Genomic DNA, 18,124 nt, shown 5'->3' on the forward strand with positions numbered 1-18,124 from the left:
ACGATTTTCATCTGCATTCAGCCCGGAACTTGCAGCCTTCCGTCGGAACGCCTAAGTGATTTGCGTTCGAATTAGGGGAGACATCTCTTGGGCCTGACCATCATTCAGACGCTGCTTTTTGCGCTCGGCATCTACAAGTGGATCGTGATCGCGACCGTCATTTTCTCGTGGCTGTTCGCTTTCAACGTCGTCAACAACTCGAACCGCTTTGTCGCGATGGTCGGCGAGTTCCTCTACAAGGCGACCGAGCCCCTGTTGCGTCCCATCCGCCGATTCATGCCGGATCTTGGTGGCCTCGACATCTCGCCGATCATCCTCTTCGTGATCATCTTCTTTATCGAGCGGATCATCATCAACGTGTTGGCGCCTGCGATCGTATGATCGTCGTTTGCGGCGCTCCGACCCGTTCGGGGCGCTGGATGGCGGATTTCGCTTACCGGAGCCGGTAGATCGCGGCCCCGTGGCTGCCGAGCACGTCCGGATCCGGTCCGCTCCCGGTGGTTTCGGTCGAAAGAAGCAGATCGCCTTCGAACGGAACCGTTTGCCGTTCGGCGCTGAAGTTGATGGCGACTGCGATCCTATCGGAATTATCCCGCCGCTCGTAGCAGAAGAGAGCCTCCGAGACCTGAAGCGTGGCGTAGCTTCCTTTCGCCAATGCCGGTTCGCGCCGGCGCAACGCGAGCAGCGCGCGATAGAGCGAAAGCATCGAGTCGGGGTCCGCGTTCTGGCGCTCCACGGTCATTTCGGGTCTGTCATCGATCGGCAGCCAGGGAGTTCCACTGGTGAACCCGGCACCGGCGCCGGTGTCCCAGGCCAGCGGCGTGCGGACCGGGTCGCGTCCGAGCCCCTCACCGGGAACGTTCTTCTCCCACGGATCCATCACCCGGTCGGGGGGAATGGGCACATTCTCCATGCCGAGTTCCTCTCCCTGGTAAATCGTCGGCGTCCCGCGCAGGGTCAGAAGCACTACCGCCGCCGCTCTCGCGTTTTCGGGACCGATGCGCGATGCGATGCGAGCCCGGTCGTGGTTGCCCAGCACCCAGTTCGGCCATGCCCTTTCCGGCAATGCAGCCTCGTAGGTTTCGACCAATCCGGCGATATTTCGTGCGCTCCACGTGGCCCCGATCAGCAGGAAATTGAACGGAAGATGGAAGCCCGAGAGTTCAGCTCCGTAGTAGGCGAGAAACTGGTCGAGGGTCCCGTAGGCCTCTCCGATCAGCAGCTTTTCCTCAGGGTACGATTGGGCGATGCGCCGCATCTCGCGGACGACTTCCAGGACCTCTGGCTGATGCTGTGAATACCGGCCGATATGGCTGCGTGCAGGGCCCATCGACGGCACCCAGTCCGGATTCGGCGGATTGTCCCGCAACTGCGTGTCATGGACCATGTGCTCCACGGCGTCGACCCGGAAGCCGTCGACGCCCCTGTCGAACCAGAATCGCATGGCGCCGTACATCGCCTCGCACACTTCTGGATTGCGCCAGTTCAACGAGGGTTGTTCGGTCAAAAATATGTGCAGGTAATACTGGCCGGTCGCGGGATCGAGAGTCCATGCCGGGCCGCCGAATTCGCTGATCCAGTTGTTGGGCGGTCCGCCATCCGGGCCCGGATCACGCCAGATATACCAGTCCCGCCTGGCGGATTTCCTGGATTTGCGGCTTTCGGCGAACCACGGATGCTCGAGCGACGTGTGGCCGGGCACAAAATCCATGAGAATCTTGAGGTCGCGCGCATGGGCGGCCGCCAGCAGGCTGTCGAAATCCTCGAGCGTCCCGAACATAGGATCGACATCGCAGTAGTCTGTGATGTCGTAACCGAAATCGGCCATGGGCGACGGATAGATCGGCGAAATCCAGACCGCATCGACACCGAGACCGGCCAGATAGTCCAGCCGCTGTTCTATCCCGGCAAGATCGCCGATACCGTCGCCGTCACTATCCTGGAAGGATCGCGGATAGACCTGATAGACGGACCCGGTCTTCCACCACTCGAGGGAATGCGCTTTTCCACTCATCGAGGCGTCCTCCTGTGAAATTCGAACGCGCGTCGGCCGAATACGGTCCGGCCAAGCGGTGCCGATCAGGCCCGCGTCTTCGCCCGCTCGATCGCCTCGACGATCAGGCGTTTTGCGACGTCCTTGTCCTGCCAGCCGCCGATCTTCACCCATTTGCCGGGTTCCAGATCCTTGTAATGCTCGAAGAAATGCTCGATCTGCTGTCGCGTGATCTCGGGCAGTTCGGAATAGTCGGACACGCTGTCGTAGCGCTTGGTCAGCTTGCTGACCGGAACCGCAATGATCTTCTCGTCTTGGCCGGAATTGTCCTCCATCAGCATCACGCCGATCGGCCGGACATTGATGACGCAGCCCGGCACCAGCGGCCGCGTATTGCAGACGAGCACGTCGATCGGGTCGCCATCGTCCGACAGCGTATGCGGCACGAAACCGTAATTCCCGGGATAGGTCATCGGCGTGTAGAGGAACCGGTCGACCACCAGCACGCCCGCATCCTTGTCCATCTCGTATTTGATCGGCTGTCCACCCACCGGGACTTCAATTATCACATTGACGTCGTCTGGCGGATTCTCGCCAATGGCGATCGCTTCGATACGCATCCCGGGGTCTCCTGTTCTGCGCGCGGCTGATAGACGGTTTGCTGGTGCGGTGCAACATCAGCGCCAGGGGAGTTTCACGGGAAAATTTGTCGCCGGGTGGGCTGATGGTGCGGCCGGCCGTTCAGTTCCAGACGAAGGCGACCTTGCGCAGCTTGCGGTCCTCGAACGTCTCGTACCCTTGGGCGACATCCTTCCCGCCATGGCTGGCGTAGAAGTTCATCGCCATGTCGTTTTCTTCGAGAGCCCAGACGACCAGTCCGTGACAGCCGTGATTCCTGAGGCTGGCATGAGCCGCCTCGAACAGCCGCGAGCCAACGCCGATACCCTGGTACTCGGGGCGGATGTAGAGTTCGTAGATCTCGCCGTCCTGTGACAAGGCCCGCGCCCGATTGAATCCGTAGGTGCAGTAACCCGCGATAAGGCCACCCATATCGACGACCATCACCGAGATACGCCGCTCGATGGCGCGCTGCCACCAGCCCCCGTGCCGTCTTGCGATCATCCGCTGCAGCGATTTGTGCGGGATCAGACCCTGATACGTGTTCGTCCACGCGGCCGCATGCACATCCGAGATTTGTTGTGCATCGTCGGCGTCTGCTGGCCTAATGTCGATCGTAAGAGAGTTCATCGCCGCTGGACCATGCGTCATGGTAAATGCCCGGGCAAGCGCCTTTTGATGAAAGTGAACGCTATTCACAGGCAGTTCGGCGCGGGACGCGATCGCTTGCCCAATGTTCCGTTGCGTCATCTTTGGGAATGGTGCGACAACACCCTCGCGATGTCATTTCCGCGCAGGGCCCGAGACCGAATCACCCGCCCGCAGCAGGCTCTCCCAGGCGCGGCAGGAGTTCGCGCTCCACCACGCCCGGGTTGAGCGGTCCGACATGCTTGTAGAGGATTGTCCCGTCGGTGCCGACTACGAATGTCTCGGGCACGCCGTAAACGCCCCATTCGATCGCGGCGCGGCCAGACGAGTCCGCCCCAACCTGGTCGTAAGGATTGCCCAGTTCGCGCAGGAACCCGGCAGCGTTCTCTGCCTTGTCCTTGTAGTTCAGCCCAGCGATGACGACGCCGTCCTTCTCGGCCAGCGCCATCAGTAGCGGATGCTCCTCCCGGCACGGGCCGCACCAGGACGCCCAGATGTTCACCAGAACCGGCTTGCCCCCGAAGGTCGCCGGATCGAAACCCGGCAGCGGTGCGCCGTTCGCATCGGTCGCGCCTGGAATGGCCGGCAACGGCGTTTGCGGCGCCGGCTTGCCGATCAGCACGGAAGGTACGGTCGACGTGTCGCGGCCGGGCTGCAGCAGCATTACCGCAAACAGCGCGGCCAGACCGAGAAAGGCGAGGGCTGGAAGAAAGACCGCGATGTTGAAGCGCTTTTGCGGCGTTTCGTTTGATGTCTCGTCGCTCATGACTGCTCCGAACGGCGGCGCACGCCGCTTTCCTCAAGGCGTGCCAGTTCCCGCCGACGCGCGCGGGCATCGAGCCAAAGCCAGAGACCGAGACCAGCCAGCACGAGGGCGGTCAGTGCGTAACTCGTGAGGACATACTGGAAATGTGTCATCGGCCCTGCTTTGCGAGTATCGGGTTTGTCGCGGTCCTGTTTTCCTGGGCGCCGGCGCGGCGCATGGACGCGATCCTGCGGCGCCGGATTTCCGTTCGCATGGCCACCATGTGCATGGTGAAGAAGAGGAAGGTGAATCCGAACGCCATCACCAGCAGCGGCCACAGCAGGCTCGGATGGATCGTCGGCCCGTCCAGGCGGATTACCGAAGCCGGCTGGTGCAGCGTGTTCCACCATTCCACCGAGAACTTGATAATCGGAATGTTGACCGTGCCGATCAGCACGAGAATGGCGACCGGCCGCGCCGCCTTCACCGGGTCGTCCATCGCCCGCTGCAGCGCAATCACACCGAGATACATCAGGAAGAGCACGAAGACCGAGGTCAGCCTTGCGTCCCAGACCCACCATGTTCCCCACATCGGCTTGCCCCACAGCGAGCCGGTGGCGAGGGCCAGGAAGGTGAACGCCGCGCCGATCGGGGCAGTCGCCTTGATCGAGACGTCGGCCAATGGGTGCCGCCAGATCAACGTGCCGAGCGCCGAGACCGCCATCACCATGTAGCCCATCATCGCCAGCCAGGCGGCCGGCACATGCACATACATGATGCGCACCGTCTCGCCCTGCTGGTAATCCTGCGGGGCGGAAAATGCCATGAACAGCCCGGCCACAAGCAGCACGGCGCTTGCCGCCGCGAGCCACGGCAGCAGCCTGGCCGAATAGCCGAGAAAACGCGTCGGATTGGCGAGGCCCGTAAAGAAGCCGGGCTTGGCGATGTCGGCGGTGTCACTCATGCGATCTACCTAATATGTCGCGTATGGCGGCGCAATCCGGCAAAGGTGCGGCAAAGGGTGCGCGGCCGAGTGCGAAATAGGAAAGATGAGGCGGATGGCCGGATTGAGCCAGTTCGAGGCTCTTCATCTCAAGATGCGACCGCCGGTCTCGGCCCGGACCGGACGTTCGCTCGTCTTCCGCTGGATGGCGGTTCTGGAAGGCGCAGCAGGAACAGGCATTCATTCGCATTGCGGCGGAGGTCCGCTTACCGCCCGTTGCCGTTTGCGCCGACCAATGGAATCCTTGATCGCGGGCTTGGCACCTAGGGCCCGTCAGGATTACGACGACGCGAGATGGCGGTATGTGGTTCTTCAAACTGATCTTTATCCTCGCTGTGGCCTACATCGCTGTAGTCGCGGTGATGTATGCTGCTCAAACCCAGATGCTCTTTCCAACCAGGTTGGCGACGGCGGGCCAACCGCTCCTGCCGGCGTCCGCGGGCCGGTTGGAGGTTGAGACGCCGGACGGCGAACACCTCCAGGGAGTGCACGTTGCGCCCGCACAGGTCCTGCCCGAAGAGCGGTTGGTGGTTCTCGGCTTCGGCGGCAATGCCTGGAACGCAGAAAATCTCGCTGCGTATCTTCACGGGTTGTATCCCGATGTCGAGGTCGTCGCCTTCCACTACCGAGGCTATCGGCCGAGCACCGGCAGGCCGAGCGCTGCCGCTTTGCTTGCCGATGCGTCGGTCGTCTACGATCATGTAGTGGCGACCCTGGAGACGGAACGCGTCGTCGCCGTCGGGTTCAGTATCGGCGCCGGCGTCGCGATACATCTCGCAAGCCGCCGGCCGCTTGCCGGCCTGATCGTGGTGAGCCCGTTCGATTCGCTGGAAGCGCTTGCGCGCGAACATTATCCATGGGCACCGGTGGGATGGCTGTTGCGCCATCACATGTCTACCGTCGAAGACGTACGCGGCCTAACCACTCCGATCGCATTGATCGCCGCGGGGCGCGACACGGTCGTTCCGCCCCGGCGCACTGAGGCGGTGCGGCAGGCGGCTCCTGCTCTCGTTTTCGACCGCACGATCGCTTTTGCAGACCATAATGATCTATATGGTCGACCGGACTTCCGCATGGCAATGTTGGAGGCGCTAGCGCGGATCAATTTGCCGACAACTCACTGATCTGTACCTGGCTTACAAGTCAATTATGCAGAAGGCGAGCAGCCGCGACTCCAATTGGCTGGGCTGCGGCAACACCTGCAATCACCAACACTGACGCCGATGTCTGATTTCCGCCCGTACACGAGTTCATCCCGAACTGACCTTGATCGCGCGGTCCCGCTCCCTCAGTCCCCCGCCGCCTTCAACGCCGCGCCGGCCGCCAGCGGCCCGAGCACGGCGAAAAACAGCGTCAGGGCGCACAGCAGCAGGAAAGGCTGCGTGAATGGCGCCGGCTCTTCGACCGCGCCATAGGCCGCCATCACGCCGAAAATAAGGACGGGGATGACAAAAGGCAGCACCATCACCGAAACCAGCAGCCCGCCGCGCGGCAGGGCCACCGCGACAGCCGCCCCGGTCGCGCCGATAAAGGTGATCGCCGGCGTCCCGGCAAGCAGGGTCAGCGTCGTCGCGCCGATCGCCGCCGGCTCCATGTTCATCAGCAGACCCAGCACCGGCGACACGATCACCAGCGGCAAGCCGGTCGTGAGCCAGTGTGCCACGCATTTGGCGAACACGGTGAGCGCCGGCGCGTGGTCGTGGCGGCGCAGAATCAGCAAATCGAGCGAGCCGTCCTCGAGATCTGCCTGGAACAGCCGGTCGAGGCCGAGCAGTGCCGCCAGCAGCGCCCCGATCCACAGGAGCGCAGGGCCGATCCGCGCCAGCAGGTTCAGGTCCGGGCCGATCCCGAACGGCACCACCGTGATGACCGCCAGGAAGAACAGGATGCCGATCAGCATTCCGCCGCCGGCCCTCAGACCGATCCGTATGTCTCGGACGATCAGGGCGATCATGCCGCCACCGCCGCACCGAAACGCAGTTCCCTCAGGCCCGCGACATCGAGCGGCAGATGCGTGGCCGCGACCGCTATTCCGCCGTCTTCGAGATGATCGCGCAGCAATTCCGCGAACCGCGCCTCCGCCGCCGCGTCAAGGCCGGATGTCGGCTCGTCGAGCAGCCAGAGCGGCCGCCTGTTGAGGAACAGTTTGGCGATCGACACCCGCCGCCTTTGCCCCGTCGACAGGTAGCTGAACGGCAACTCGGCCGTATGGGCGAGCCCGACGATCTCCAGCGCGGCGGCTATGTCGCAGTCCCTCTGGCCGCCAAAATCCCGCCAGAAGGTGAGATTTTCGCGCACGGTCAGGGCCGGCTTCATGGCATTCGCCGGCCCCAGATAATGGCACGCCGCCGCCACGTCCGGCCACTCCTCACCGCCGCCCTCGAGCACAACCGTTCCGGCGCTCGGCCGCAGCAGCCCGGCGACAGCGCGGATCAGCGTCGATTTTCCCGCGCCGTTCGGCCCGATCACCACCAGGCCGGTCCCGCGTTCGAGCGTAAAACCCACATTCTCGAATATGATCCCCGCACCGCGATCGGCCGCGAGGCCCGACACTGCGAGCTTCATCGAAATTCCCTCTCCATGCCGCGATTTGGCATGGAAGGGACATAGGTTTCAATCGTGTTGCGCCGTTCGGCTGGCACTGCCGTCCGGCGCCGGGGACATGTCACGCCCGCCCCGTGGCGTATCCGAACGGCCATGAAGCTTTCTCAGTCGTCGCCATCCGCCTTTTCTGGCAGGTCTGACCGGTCGGTCGACGCGATATCCTCCAGTTCGCTCTCGCTCATGGAATCGTACATTTCCTTGGCCGCCCCTTGCAGCTCGGAAACTTTCGTTTCGCCGCGCTTGGCGGATAACGCTGCGCCGGCCGCTTTTTGCTGGGCCTTCGATTTCGCCGGCATGGCTTGCTCCTTTTTCCGGTCGATCACGACTGTGACAATGCATTAGCCGTGCGAGGCGTTCCGCCCTGTCCGCTCCCATGCGGTCCCGCCCATTGGAGGTTCGTCATGCCGGCTCTTGCGTGCGATCAGGAAACGCTTTCCCGCCACGCAACCGCCGCGCCTTCGGCGGCGAGCGCGTCGCCGACGTCCAGAACAGGCCATACCTCGAACTCGAATACCGCAAAGGTACTGGTCATCTGATGGATTGAGGAAAGGTCGTCGGTCTCGAGAAGCGCAACGCCGCCATATTCCCCGACACGGACCACGAACTGGAGAAACGCGACGCCTTCGGGTTCTTTCCAGTTCTGCATAAGCGAGAGCACGCGCTGCTGCGCACTTTCAGCAGCTTCGGCGCTCCCGTAACGGCGCTCACGCCAGACCATCGCATACTTCATGACGGTTCCTCCTCGTTTGAATTGGGAGGTCAGCATGCCGGCCCGAAGCTTGACTGTGATCACCCGTTTGGGTGAAATTGCCTCTGTATTGGACGGTGAACGCCGTGGACGAACGCCAGATGCACGAGCTGATCGGCGGCATTTACGAATGCGCCCTTGAGAGCGGGCGGCTTCCGGAAATCGGGCGGCAGATCGAACGGGCGCTCGGCGTCGAAAGCAGCATCCATTTCGTGTCGGAGGGGCAAACGGGCCGGATGCTTCGGCTGTTCTCCGCCTCTCCGAATTTCGATCCTGACGCACGGTCGGATTACGAGCGGTATTACCACCAGAAAAACCCCTGGTTTCAAAGGGCGGTGTCCCGGGTGCGCAGTGCGAGCCGGAGGGGATCGCGTCTGGTGATGCGCGGCGAGGAACTGATCGAGGAGCGCGAATTCGCCAGGACGGAGTTTTGTGCCGACTGGTGCAGCCGGGTCGGGATTTATCACATGATCGGATGCGCCTATCCCTTGCCGGGCGGCATGCTCGGCGGCAGTGGCGTACACAAGACGCGACATCAGGGGCCTTTCAGCGGTCAGGAAAAGCGGCTCTACGGGCTTTACATGCGCCACTTCGCGCGGGCGATCGAGATCAACATGCGCTTGAGGATTGGGGAAAGTCCGGGTGGCGTCGCTCCGGCATTGGTCGAGGCGCTCGACATGGGCATGATCCTTGTCGGCGAGGATCGGAAAATCGTCCAGGCCAACCGCGTCGCCGACGCGCTTCTTTCCGGCCGCCGCTGGCTTACGGCCGTCGACGGGCGCTTGCGAACCGTCCATCATGGCAGTCTTGGAAAATTTGCATGGCTGGTGGCGGAAGCGGCGCGCACCGGAGCCGGTCGCGGCCTCAGTCCCGGTTCGGTGATGCGCCTGCGGGACGGCGAGGGCGCGATCCTCCCGGTTCTGATCGCCCCGTTTCGGGCGGAAGGCGGGCCTTGGGGTGCCTTGCTTCCGACCGCGACGATTATGTTCAGGGATCCCGCCTCGGGCCGCCTTCCGTCGGAAACTGCCATTTCGGAGATATTCGCGCTGAGCGCCGCCGAGAGCCGTCTGGTCGCGATGCTGTCTGCCGGCCTGACGCTCACCGAGAGCGCCCGGCTGGCGAAAATCAGCCGCAACACCGCCAAGACCCAGCTTCAATCGGTTTTCGCCAAAACCGGACATTCCCGTCAGAGCCAACTCGTCGCCGATGTCCGCGCCAATCCCCTGATCGCCATGCACCGGAATTGAGGCCGCCGCCGGATCTGGCTAGACCGCAGCTTGCGAGCCGCCGGGATCGGCACTAGCGTATCTTCATAACCGGAAGAAAACTTGGGAGGATCGCCATGCGCAGGACATTGTCTTATCTGCTTTCTGCCGCGTTTGCGGCGGGGTTGTTTGTCGGCTCCGCGGTAGCGGAGGAGTGGAAATTCAACAACGGCCTTCCCGAGAGCCGCGGCGAGTCGCAGCAGCTCAACACGTTCGCCGACGACGTCGCCGACCTCAGCGACGGCAGCCTGAACATCAAGGTTTTCCATGGCGGCTCGCTCAACCTGAAGGACAACGATGTGGTGCGCTGGCTGCCCGGCGGCGCGGTCGAAATGGGCTTGGTCTGGGCCAATTATCTCGGTCGCGACGCGCCCGCGCTCAATGCCGTGCTGGTGCAAGGGTCGGTCGGCAGTTCGGATGAGCTGATCGAGGTGCTGCCTGAAATCCAGGACATCTATACGCAGGAACTCGAGGAGTGGGGCATCGTCACCACCGGTTTCATGGCGCTTCCGCTGCTCAAGGCCTCGATCTTCTGCCGCAACGAGCCGGTACGCTCGCTCGATGATCTTCGCACCCGTAAGCTGAGGGTGTGGAGCAAGGACCAGGTCGACACCTTCGCCAAGCTGGGCGTTTCGGCGCAGATCGTCGGCCAGAATGATCTGTACGTGGCCTTGCAGACGGGCGTCGTCGATTGCGCGGTCTATCCCGCCCTGTTCGCCCACACGATCTCGCTGCAGGAAGTCACCGACTATGCGTCCTACCTCTATCCGATCGCCAGCGTCCCTTATGTGCTGGGAGCGGACAAGGAGGCCTGGGAATCGCTGTCCGATGCGCAGCGTCAGGCCGTCACCACAGCCGCCGACCGTGTATGGGAGCGGACCAACGAATACACGAAGTCGGAGGAAAACGAGCAGGCCGCGCGCGCCAAGCTGGCTGAGCAGGGCGTGGAGTTTCTTGAGCCGTTCTCCGACGAGGACCGCGCCGCCTTCCTCGAAGCCGCATCGGCGACATGGAAGGAAACCGCCGAGGAGGCCGGCGGAAAGGCGCCCGAATACAGGCAGCGGATTCTCGATGTTCTCGGGCGTTGACATTGGAGGGACCTGAACGCGCGGACAACCGGCCGTCGGGTCCTGTGCGGCGGATCGAGGGCTGGTTGATGCCCGTTCTTGCAGCGCTCGCCACTCTTGGCGCCTTCGCCGGTATCGCCATGGTCGGATTGATTGGCGTCAGCGTGACGATGCGCCATCTCGCAAATGCGCCTCTTCCCTATACCGAGGAACTGGTCGGGCTGCTGATGACCGCCGCCTTTTTCCTCGCCCTGCCGTTCGTCACGCTGAAGGCCGAACATGTGCGGGTCTCGATCCTGGTTGCCAACCTGCCGGAGCGCTTCCGCCGCCGGGTCGGCCTGGCCGCCGCTCTGTTCGGCATCGTTTTCTGCATCTGGTTTTTCGTGCTCTCCCTTCCCTGGCTGGAATTCGCCTTTTCGCGCAACCTCAAGACGGAAGCCGCTCGTCTGCTGCTCTATCCCTGGATGGCGCTGGTTCCGTTCTCGCTCGCCCTGACGGCGGTGGCCTTCGCCGTGCGCGGCATTCTGGGGGCGCCCGGCGCTCCTGTCGATCGCTAACGGCGGCGGTGAAGTCGGCCTGATTGGGGATCTCGATGACGGCATTCTGGGGACTTCTGCTCGGCGGACTGACCGTGCTGGCCGGATCGGGGCTGGCGCTCGGCGCCGCGCTCGGCCTGACGGGCTTCCTGCTCCTCCAATTCGCGGCTGGCGGAGCGACCTTCGTCGCCGTCGACGCGGTCTGGAACGTCCTCAACTCCTTCACCTTGAGCGCGATTCCGCTGTTCATCATGCTCGGCGAGATCATGCTGCGCAGCGGCGTCAGCGAACGCATCTACAGCGCGCTTTCCCCTCTCTTTCGCCGCGTGCCGGGCGGCCTCCTTCACACCAACATCGCCGTCTGCACCGTCTTCGGCGCGGTCAGCGGATCGAGCCTGTCGACCGCCGCCGCCGTCGGTTCCGTCGCCTATCCGGAAATGTCCGCCCGCGGCTACGACCGGCAAATGGTGGTCGCTTCGCTCGCCGGCGGCGGCACGCTCGGGCTGCTGATCCCGCCCAGCCTGTCGCTGCTGATCTACGGCGCGCTCACCGAAACCTCGATCGGGCGGTTGTTCATCGCCGGAATCGTGCCCGGTTTGCTGATCGCGTTGATGTTCATGGGCTACATCCTTCTGCGCTGTCTCGCGTCGCCGGATCTGGCGCCGCGCGACGAGACCCCGGTCCGGCCGTTTCGCGTGCTCGCCGACCTTCTCGGCCTGTGGCCGTTCCTGCTCCTCATCTTCGCCATCATGGGAAGCATCGTCTTCGGCATCGCCACGCCGACGGAAGCCGCCGGGATCGGGGTTCTGGCGACCATCATCGTCGGCCGGCTCTGGGGGTCGCTGACCCTCCGCACCCTGGCGGGCAGCATCTACGGCGCGGTCCTTCTCTATGCCTCGATCGGTTTCGTCGTGGTCGGCGCGACCATTCTGGCGCAGGCGGTCAGCCTGCTTGGAGCGCCTCAGGCGATCCTCGAATCGGTGCGGGCCTTCGATCTCGGCCCGCTCACGGTGCTGGCCCTCGTCGTTTTGGTCTATCTCGCGCTTGGCTGTTTCTTTGACGGCCTCTCGCTGATGATCATGACGCTGCCCATCGTCTTCCCGCTGCTGACCGGCATCGGCTATGACCCCGTCTGGCTCGGCGTCATCATCACCATCATGATCGAGATCGGGCAGGTTACCCCGCCCGTGGGACTGAATCTCTCCGTGCTGGTTTCGGTCACGAAGGAGGAGGTCACGCTCGGCGGCGCGGCGCTCGCGACCACACCCTACTGGCTGCTGCTGCTGCTCGGCGTCGCCATCCTGGCCGCCGCGCCGCAACTGGCGCTCTGGCTTCCGGGAGCGCTGATGTAATCCGGCTCGCTGCCGCGGACGAGCGTCTTCGCGATCGGGGTGGCGCGGGCGAATTTGACTTTCGATGGTCTGGAAAGCCGAAAGGAATGTGGCTATACGGACCTCAGCGCGCCAGCGGCCGGCGCGGAAACATATGAGCCGACCCCAAAATGTCGGGCCCCTTCGCGTGGCCAGGCAGGGACGGACAGCGGAAATGGTCGCACCCGCATCTTCACAGAAGCCCCGGCTCCGGGTGCATGCGGAAGAGTTCGTTCCTGAACAGGCTAACCGGACTCGAAAGGTTTATGACCGTGTCAAAGATCGACAGCTTCAAATGCCGCAAGACCATGACCGTCGGCGGCGAGGATTTCACCTATTACAGCCTGACGGAGGCCGAAAAGAACGGCCTCGAAGGCATCTCGCGGCTTCCCTATTCGATGAAGGTGCTGCTTGAGAACCTGTTGCGCAACGAGGACGGCAACTCGGTCACCAAGGCTGACATCCAGGCCGTCGCCGCCTGGCTGAACGACAAGGGCAAGGCCGGCTACGAGATCGCCTATCGCCCGGCGCGCGTGCTGATGCAGGATTTCACCGGCGTTCCCGCCGTCGTCGACCTCGCCGCGATGCGCGATGCGATGGTGTCGCTCGGCGGCGATCCCGAGAAGATCAATCCGCTGGTGCCCGTCGATCTCGTCATCGACCACTCGGTGATCGTCGACGAATTCGGCACGCCGATGGCGTTCGCCCACAATGTCGAGAAGGAATACGAGCGCAACGGCGAGCGCTACCGCTTCCTCAAATGGGGCCAGCAGGCGTTCAAGAATTTCCGCGTCGTCCCGCCCGGCACCGGCATCTGCCACCAGGTCAATCTCGAGTATCTCGGCCAGTGCGTCTGGACGAAGGATGAAAACGGCGAAACGACCGCCTACCCGGACACCTGCGTTGGCACCGATTCGCATACCACCATGATCAACGGTCTCGGCGTGCTCGGCTGGGGCGTCGGCGGCATCGAGGCGGAGGCGGCCATGCTCGGCCAGCCGATCTCCATGCTGCTGCCGGAAGTTATCGGCTTCAAGCTGACCGGCAAGATGAAGGAAGGCGTCACTGCCACCGACCTCGTGCTCACCGTCGTGCAGATGCTGCGCCAGAAGGGCGTCGTCGGCAAGTTCGTCGAGTTTTACGGCGACGGCCTCGACCACCTGACGCTCGCCGACGCCGCGACCATCGGCAATATGGGGCCGGAATACGGCGCGACCTGCGGCTTCTTCCCGATCGACTCCGAGACGCTGAACTATCTCAACATGACCGGCCGCGAATCCGGCCGCATCGTGCTGGTCGAGGCCTATGCGAAGGAACAGGGCATGTTCCGCGAGACCGGCGGCGAGGAGCCGGTCTTCACCGACACGCTCGAGCTCGATCTTGGCGACGTCGTCACCTCGATGGCCGGGCCGAAGCGTCCGGAAGGCCGCCACGCGCTGGAAGACATCGGCGCGAAGTTCCGCGAGGCCTTCGAGAAGGAATACAAGAAGAACCCGGCCGAACTGACGAAGCGTTACGCCGTCGATGGCGAGGATTACGATCTCGGCCATGGCGATGTCGCCATCGCCGCCATCACCTCCTGCACCAACACGTCGAACCCGTCGGTGCTGATCGGGGCCGGGCTCCTTGCCCGCAACGCCAACCGGCTCGGCATGAAGCAGAAGCCGTGGGTCAAGACGTCGCTCGCGCCGGGCTCGCAGGTCGTGGCGCAGTATCTCGAGAATTCCGGTCTCCAGAAAGAACTCGACCAGATCGGCTTCAACCTGGTCGGCTTCGGATGCACCACCTGCATCGGCAATTCCGGCCCGCTGCCGGGTCCGATCTCGAAGACCATCAACGACAAGGGCCTGATCGCCGCCGGCGTGCTTTCCGGCAACCGCAATTTCGAGGGCCGCATCTCGCCGGACGTGCAGGCCAACTATCTCGCCTCGCCGCCGCTGGTCGTTGCCTATGCGCTCACCGGCACGGTCAATATCGACCTGACAACGGAACCCGTCGGCGAAGACAAGGACGGCAATGACGTCTTCTTGAAGGACATCTGGCCCACCAACCAGGAGATTCAGCAGTTCATCCACGAGCACGTCACCCGCGAACTGTTCGAGAAGAAATACGCCGACGTGTTCAAGGGCGACGAGAACTGGCGGGCCGTCGACGTGCCCGGCAGCCAGACCTACGCCTGGGACGACAATTCCACCTACGTCCAGAACCCGCCCTATTTCGCCGGCATGACCAAGTCTCTCGACCCCATCGGGGACATTGTCGGGGCGCGCGTGCTCGGCATTTTCGGCGACAAGATCACGACCGACCACATCTCCCCGGCCGGTTCGATCAAGGCGCAGTCTCCGGCCGGCGCCTATCTGATGGATCACGGCGTCGGCATCGCCGACTTCAACCAGTACGGCACGCGGCGCGGCAATCACGAAGTGATGATGCGCGGCACCTTCGCCAACATCCGCATCCGCAACCACATGCTCGGCGAGAACGGGCGCGAGGGCGGATATACGATCCACTATCCTAGCAAGGAGGAGATGCCGATCTACGACGCCGCCATGAAATACCGCGAGGAGGGCGTTCCGCTGGTCATCTTCGCCGGCGGCGAATACGGTAACGGCTCGTCGCGCGACTGGGCGGCCAAGGGCACCAATTTGCTCGGCGTCAAGGCGGTGATCGCCCAGTCCTACGAGCGCATCCACCGCTCCAACCTCGTCGGCATGGGCGTCGTGCCCTTCGTGCTGGAGGAAGGGACATCTTGGCAGTCGCTTGGTCTTAAGGGCGACGAGAAGGTCACCATCGAGGGCCTCGCCGACGTCAAGCCGCGCCAGAAGGTGATCGCCAAGGTCGAATATGCCGACGGAACGGTGAAGGACGTGCCGCTGATCTGCCGCATCGATACCGCCGACGAACTCGGCTACGTCCACAATGGCGGCATCCTGCAGACAGTGCTGCGCGATCTCGCGGCGTAAGCCAGGCGCGATGTTGAAGTAATAAACCCGCCGGGTGGACAAGCCCGGCGGGTTTATTATGGATCCCCATTTTTTTGCGGTTCCGCGCAAAGGCGGTGGCTGCGCTCCTCCCTTCTCCCCTGTGGGAGAAGGTGTTTTCGGCTCTCTTGATAGAGGGGCGAAAACGGATGAGGGGTTGTCCGGCGCAGCTCCCCTCACCCGCCTTCGCTTCGCTCAGGCCCTCTCCCACCAAGGGAGAGGGAGGAGCCTTACGTCCCCAACCGCACCTCACCTCCGTGCAAAAAACATGCCTTGTCGAACAGGTCGAGATCGAGCGGATTGGGCAGCCGGACGTCCTCGCGGCCGGGGACGGGCTTGAGCTCCGGATCGAAACTCCGGTCGATCTGCGAGAGGAAGACAATGGTGATGGCCCGCTCACGGGCGAAAGCCCTCAGCGTCGCGACCTGTTCTGACAACGGCGGATTTTCCCGTCTCTGGTCAAGCAGTTGCAGATAGTCGATCACAACGAGCGCGCCGCGTGGCGCATCGCCCAGCCGGGTCACAATATATCCGGCGCTGATCGCGTCGGAGCAATCGGCGGCGAACCGGCTGCCGAATCGGGCCTCGTCCTCGCCGATGAGACCGAAGTGTTCCACCACTTCCGTCTTCGTGAAGTCGAGGGTGAAGAAGAACGCTTTTCTGCCGATCTTCATCGCGTGCGCCGCGAGCCGGAGGCTCATCAGCGTCTTGCCCTGCCGCGGCCGCGCGCCGAGCAGCAGCAGGTCGCCGGGCTGAAGCGCGGCGTGCAACTTTTCCGGGTCGGGGACGGCGGCCATCTTCGCCATCAGCAGGCTCCATGCGGCAAAGCGCCGCGCGATGCGGTCGAGCGCCTTCGTCAGCGGGATGTTCTGACGGCGGGAAAGCGCCTTGGCCTCCCGCTTGAGGGCATGGATCGGAGCAGATAGATTCATGTTGAAACCTCCTGTTGCGAGCGGCTTCGCAATCCCTCCTTGTGCTGGTGCCCGGCAGTCGGTCCGATGTTGAATGAGCCCTGCATGAATTGTGCTTTCCCGGATGGAGGGGGGAGGCGCGGGCTGCGCGCGATGCATATGTTACCGCGATTCGGCGGCTTCGCGGAACCACTTCCGCCCTTCCGCGTTCACCACGCAGAGCGGCGGGCCGCGTCAACCGGGCACAGTGGTACAGGGCACCGGTCAGGTTTTCCCGGTTTCCCGCCGGGTCTTGGGAATGACTCCCACCCTTGTCCCACTCGGCCCGCCGCTTCCCCCCTTTCCCTAAACGCCCTACAATGAGAGCTACCCGACAGGCGATCGGGGGCAGGACGCAACCGCGCCTCCCGCCCGTTGACGGCGCAAAGGAACGACCCATGACCGTCCCGACCCCCGATTACGACACCAGCGCACCGGTTCTGGTGACCGGCGCCACCGGCTATGTCGCCGGCTGGCTCGTCAAGCGGCTGCTGGAGGAGGGGTTCACCGTCCATGGGGCGGTGCGCGATCCCTCCGCCACGGCCAAGGTCGCCCATCTTGAAAAAATGGCGGCAGAAAATCCCGGGACGCTGAAACTGTTTAGGGCCGATCTGCTCGAGGACGGCAGCTATGAAACCGCGATGGCCGGCTGCGCCGTCGTGTTCCACACCGCTTCGCCCTTCACCCTGCATTTCACCGACCCGCAGCGCGATCTTGTCGACCCGGCGGTCAAGGGCACGCGCAACGTGCTGAACACCGCCAACCGGGTGGAAAGCGTCAAGCGCGTGGTCGTCACCAGTTCGTGTGCGGCGATATTTGGCGACAATGCCGACGTCGCCAGGGCGCCGGGCGGCATTCTGACGGAAGACGTCTGGAACACCTCCTCCACGCTCCATCATCAGGCTTACTCCTATTCCAAGGTCGAGGCCGAGAAGGCGGCATGGGACATCGCCAAGGGGCAGGACAGGTGGAAGCTGGTGACCGTCAATCCGGCGCTCGTCATCGGGCCCGGAACCGCGGACACGCAGACCTCGGAATCCTTCTCGCTCATCCGGCAGTTCGGCGACGGGACCATGAAAGCGGGCGTGCCGCCCTACGAGATCGGAATGGTTGACGTGCGCGATGTCGCCGAGGCTCATATGCGGGCCGGTTTCATCGACTCCGCCGAAGGCCGTCACATCGTCTTTGCGGAAACGCGCAGCTTTCTCGACCTTGCCGGCATGCTGCGCGAGAAATTCGGCGACTCGTGGCCGTTGCCGAAGCGCACCCTGCCGAAATGGCTGGTCTGGCTGGTCGGTCCGCTGGCCGACAAGAGCTTTACGCGCAAATCGATCGCCGAAAATATGGGACACGCCTGGCGCGCCGACAACACCAAGTCGGTACGCAAACTAGGATTGACCTACGGCCCGGTCGAAAAGGCGATCACGGACATGTTCCAGCAGATGATTGACACCGGCACTTTTAATAAGGGCTGAGCTCTCCCTCTCCCCCCTTGGGGGAGGGGTCGTATGACGGGTTATTATATTTTTTCCGCCAAAAACTTATCAACACCTCCCGAGCTTGGCGCATACTGTTCCCGTCTCTCGCAGGAAGCCT

General features: G+C 63.3%; 19 protein-coding genes. 8 read left to right on the forward strand and 11 right to left on the reverse strand.

Going from position 1 to position 18,124, the window contains the following annotated elements:
- The first annotated feature begins 87 nt into the window (after positions 1-87).
- Positions 88-381, forward strand: coding sequence for a YggT family protein (locus LC298_RS04590; protein ID WP_131564213.1), 294 nt, complete (start codon positions 88-90; stop codon positions 379-381).
- A 52-nt stretch (positions 382-433) separates the two neighbouring features.
- On the opposite strand, the gene LC298_RS04595 is transcribed toward LC298_RS04590, so the two are convergent.
- The 6 genes from LC298_RS04595 to LC298_RS04620 form a co-directional block, all read right to left on the reverse strand.
- Positions 434-2,014 (reverse strand): alpha-amylase family glycosyl hydrolase, encoded by a 1,581-nt coding sequence (locus tag LC298_RS04595; RefSeq protein WP_131564211.1) that lies wholly within the window; start codon positions 2,012-2,014, stop codon positions 434-436.
- 65 nt (positions 2,015-2,079) lie between these two features.
- Complete coding sequence (gene ppa / locus LC298_RS04600) at positions 2,080-2,613, reverse strand: inorganic diphosphatase (protein WP_131564209.1); 534 nt, start codon at positions 2,611-2,613, stop codon at positions 2,080-2,082.
- Positions 2,614-2,734: 121 nt separating this feature from the next.
- On the reverse strand, positions 2,735-3,241 hold the full coding sequence (locus LC298_RS04605; RefSeq protein ID WP_131565795.1) for a GNAT family N-acetyltransferase: 507 nt from the start codon (positions 3,239-3,241) through the stop codon (positions 2,735-2,737).
- A 181-nt stretch (positions 3,242-3,422) separates the two neighbouring features.
- Positions 3,423-4,025: a DsbE family thiol:disulfide interchange protein gene (locus LC298_RS04610; protein ID WP_131564206.1), complete on the reverse strand. Its 603-nt coding sequence runs from the start codon at positions 4,023-4,025 to the stop codon at positions 3,423-3,425.
- Positions 4,022-4,177: a heme exporter protein CcmD gene (gene ccmD / locus LC298_RS04615; RefSeq protein ID WP_131564204.1), complete on the reverse strand. Its 156-nt coding sequence runs from the start codon at positions 4,175-4,177 to the stop codon at positions 4,022-4,024. The genes LC298_RS04610 and ccmD overlap by 4 nt, the downstream gene beginning before the upstream one ends.
- On the reverse strand, positions 4,174-4,968 hold the full coding sequence (locus LC298_RS04620; RefSeq protein WP_131564202.1) for a heme ABC transporter permease: 795 nt from the start codon (positions 4,966-4,968) through the stop codon (positions 4,174-4,176). Before LC298_RS04620 ends, ccmD begins: the two co-directional genes overlap by 4 nt.
- A gap of 341 nt (positions 4,969-5,309) precedes the next feature.
- Here LC298_RS04620 and LC298_RS04625 point away from each other — a divergent pair, with 341 nt between their 5' ends.
- Positions 5,310-6,131: an alpha/beta hydrolase gene (locus LC298_RS04625; protein ID WP_131564200.1), complete on the forward strand. Its 822-nt coding sequence runs from the start codon at positions 5,310-5,312 to the stop codon at positions 6,129-6,131.
- Between the two features lie 164 nt (positions 6,132-6,295).
- Here the strand turns inward: LC298_RS04625 and ccmB are convergent, their stop codons facing one another.
- From ccmB to LC298_RS04645, 4 genes are all read right to left on the reverse strand, one after another.
- A complete protein-coding gene (ccmB, locus tag LC298_RS04630) occupies positions 6,296-6,961 on the reverse strand; it encodes a heme exporter protein CcmB (RefSeq protein ID WP_131564198.1) in 666 nt (221 codons plus the stop codon).
- Positions 6,958-7,572 carry a heme ABC exporter ATP-binding protein CcmA gene (gene ccmA, locus LC298_RS04635; RefSeq protein WP_131564196.1) on the reverse strand — a complete coding sequence of 205 codons (615 nt, stop codon included), beginning with the start codon at positions 7,570-7,572 and terminating at the stop codon, positions 6,958-6,960. Before ccmA ends, ccmB begins: the two co-directional genes overlap by 4 nt.
- 143 nt (positions 7,573-7,715) lie before the next feature.
- The gene (locus LC298_RS04640; RefSeq protein ID WP_131564194.1) at positions 7,716-7,907 is read right to left on the reverse strand and encodes a DUF3008 family protein; all 192 of its coding nucleotides are present in this window, start codon (positions 7,905-7,907) and stop codon (positions 7,716-7,718) included.
- A 125-nt stretch (positions 7,908-8,032) separates the two neighbouring features.
- Positions 8,033-8,341 carry a DUF3303 domain-containing protein gene (locus LC298_RS04645; protein ID WP_158284649.1) on the reverse strand — a complete coding sequence of 103 codons (309 nt, stop codon included), beginning with the start codon at positions 8,339-8,341 and terminating at the stop codon, positions 8,033-8,035.
- A 104-nt stretch (positions 8,342-8,445) separates the two neighbouring features.
- Here LC298_RS04645 and LC298_RS04650 point away from each other — a divergent pair, with 104 nt between their 5' ends.
- From LC298_RS04650 to acnA, 5 genes are all read left to right on the forward strand, one after another.
- On the forward strand, positions 8,446-9,606 hold the full coding sequence (locus LC298_RS04650) for a helix-turn-helix transcriptional regulator (protein ID WP_131564190.1): 1,161 nt from the start codon (positions 8,446-8,448) through the stop codon (positions 9,604-9,606).
- Positions 9,607-9,701: 95 nt separating this feature from the next.
- Positions 9,702-10,712: a TRAP transporter substrate-binding protein DctP gene (gene dctP, locus LC298_RS04655; protein ID WP_131564188.1), complete on the forward strand. Its 1,011-nt coding sequence runs from the start codon at positions 9,702-9,704 to the stop codon at positions 10,710-10,712.
- Positions 10,713-10,780: 68 nt separating this feature from the next.
- Complete coding sequence (locus LC298_RS04660) at positions 10,781-11,248, forward strand: TRAP transporter small permease (RefSeq protein ID WP_131564186.1); 468 nt, start codon at positions 10,781-10,783, stop codon at positions 11,246-11,248.
- Positions 11,249-11,283: 35 nt separating this feature from the next.
- Positions 11,284-12,579 (forward strand): TRAP transporter large permease, encoded by a 1,296-nt coding sequence (locus LC298_RS04665; RefSeq protein ID WP_131564184.1) that lies wholly within the window; start codon positions 11,284-11,286, stop codon positions 12,577-12,579.
- Between the two features lie 290 nt (positions 12,580-12,869).
- Positions 12,870-15,560, forward strand: a complete 2,691-nt coding sequence (acnA, locus tag LC298_RS04670) for an aconitate hydratase AcnA (protein ID WP_131565793.1) — start codon at positions 12,870-12,872, stop codon at positions 15,558-15,560.
- 248 nt (positions 15,561-15,808) lie between these two features.
- Here the strand turns inward: acnA and LC298_RS04675 are convergent, their stop codons facing one another.
- Complete coding sequence (locus LC298_RS04675) at positions 15,809-16,510, reverse strand: DNA helicase (RefSeq protein ID WP_131564182.1); 702 nt, start codon at positions 16,508-16,510, stop codon at positions 15,809-15,811.
- A 416-nt stretch (positions 16,511-16,926) separates the two neighbouring features.
- Between LC298_RS04675 and LC298_RS04680 the strand changes: the two genes are divergently transcribed.
- Positions 16,927-18,003, forward strand: coding sequence for an NAD-dependent epimerase/dehydratase family protein (locus LC298_RS04680; RefSeq protein WP_131564180.1), 1,077 nt, complete (start codon positions 16,927-16,929; stop codon positions 18,001-18,003).
- The last annotated feature ends 121 nt before the right edge of the window (positions 18,004-18,124 follow it).

The organism is Oricola cellulosilytica, from assembly GCF_019966575.1.
GTDB classification, from domain to species: domain Bacteria; phylum Pseudomonadota; class Alphaproteobacteria; order Rhizobiales; family Rhizobiaceae; genus Oricola; species Oricola cellulosilytica.

Coding starts and splice junctions, on each gene's coding strand:
- ccmA (WP_131564196.1), bottom strand. CDS start 7,572: ATGAAGCTCGCAGTGTCGGGCCTCGCGGCCGATCGCGGTGCGGGGATC.
- ccmD (WP_131564204.1), bottom strand. CDS start 4,177: ATGACACATTTCCAGTATGTCCTCACGAGTTACGCACTGACCGCCCTC.
- LC298_RS04660 (WP_131564186.1), top strand. CDS start 10,781: ATGCCCGTTCTTGCAGCGCTCGCCACTCTTGGCGCCTTCGCCGGTATC.
- ccmB (WP_131564198.1), bottom strand. CDS start 6,961: ATGATCGCCCTGATCGTCCGAGACATACGGATCGGTCTGAGGGCCGGC.
- LC298_RS04640 (WP_131564194.1), bottom strand. CDS start 7,907: ATGCCGGCGAAATCGAAGGCCCAGCAAAAAGCGGCCGGCGCAGCGTTA.
- LC298_RS04665 (WP_131564184.1), top strand. CDS start 11,284: ATGACGGCATTCTGGGGACTTCTGCTCGGCGGACTGACCGTGCTGGCC.
- LC298_RS04645 (WP_158284649.1), bottom strand. CDS start 8,341: ATGAAGTATGCGATGGTCTGGCGTGAGCGCCGTTACGGGAGCGCCGAA.
- LC298_RS04680 (WP_131564180.1), top strand. CDS start 16,927: ATGACCGTCCCGACCCCCGATTACGACACCAGCGCACCGGTTCTGGTG.
- LC298_RS04675 (WP_131564182.1), bottom strand. CDS start 16,510: ATGAATCTATCTGCTCCGATCCATGCCCTCAAGCGGGAGGCCAAGGCG.
- LC298_RS04625 (WP_131564200.1), top strand. CDS start 5,310: ATGTGGTTCTTCAAACTGATCTTTATCCTCGCTGTGGCCTACATCGCT.
- LC298_RS04595 (WP_131564211.1), bottom strand. CDS start 2,014: ATGAGTGGAAAAGCGCATTCCCTCGAGTGGTGGAAGACCGGGTCCGTC.
- ppa (WP_131564209.1), bottom strand. CDS start 2,613: ATGCGTATCGAAGCGATCGCCATTGGCGAGAATCCGCCAGACGACGTC.
- LC298_RS04610 (WP_131564206.1), bottom strand. CDS start 4,025: ATGAGCGACGAGACATCAAACGAAACGCCGCAAAAGCGCTTCAACATC.
- LC298_RS04620 (WP_131564202.1), bottom strand. CDS start 4,968: ATGAGTGACACCGCCGACATCGCCAAGCCCGGCTTCTTTACGGGCCTC.
- LC298_RS04605 (WP_131565795.1), bottom strand. CDS start 3,241: ATGAACTCTCTTACGATCGACATTAGGCCAGCAGACGCCGACGATGCA.
- dctP (WP_131564188.1), top strand. CDS start 9,702: ATGCGCAGGACATTGTCTTATCTGCTTTCTGCCGCGTTTGCGGCGGGG.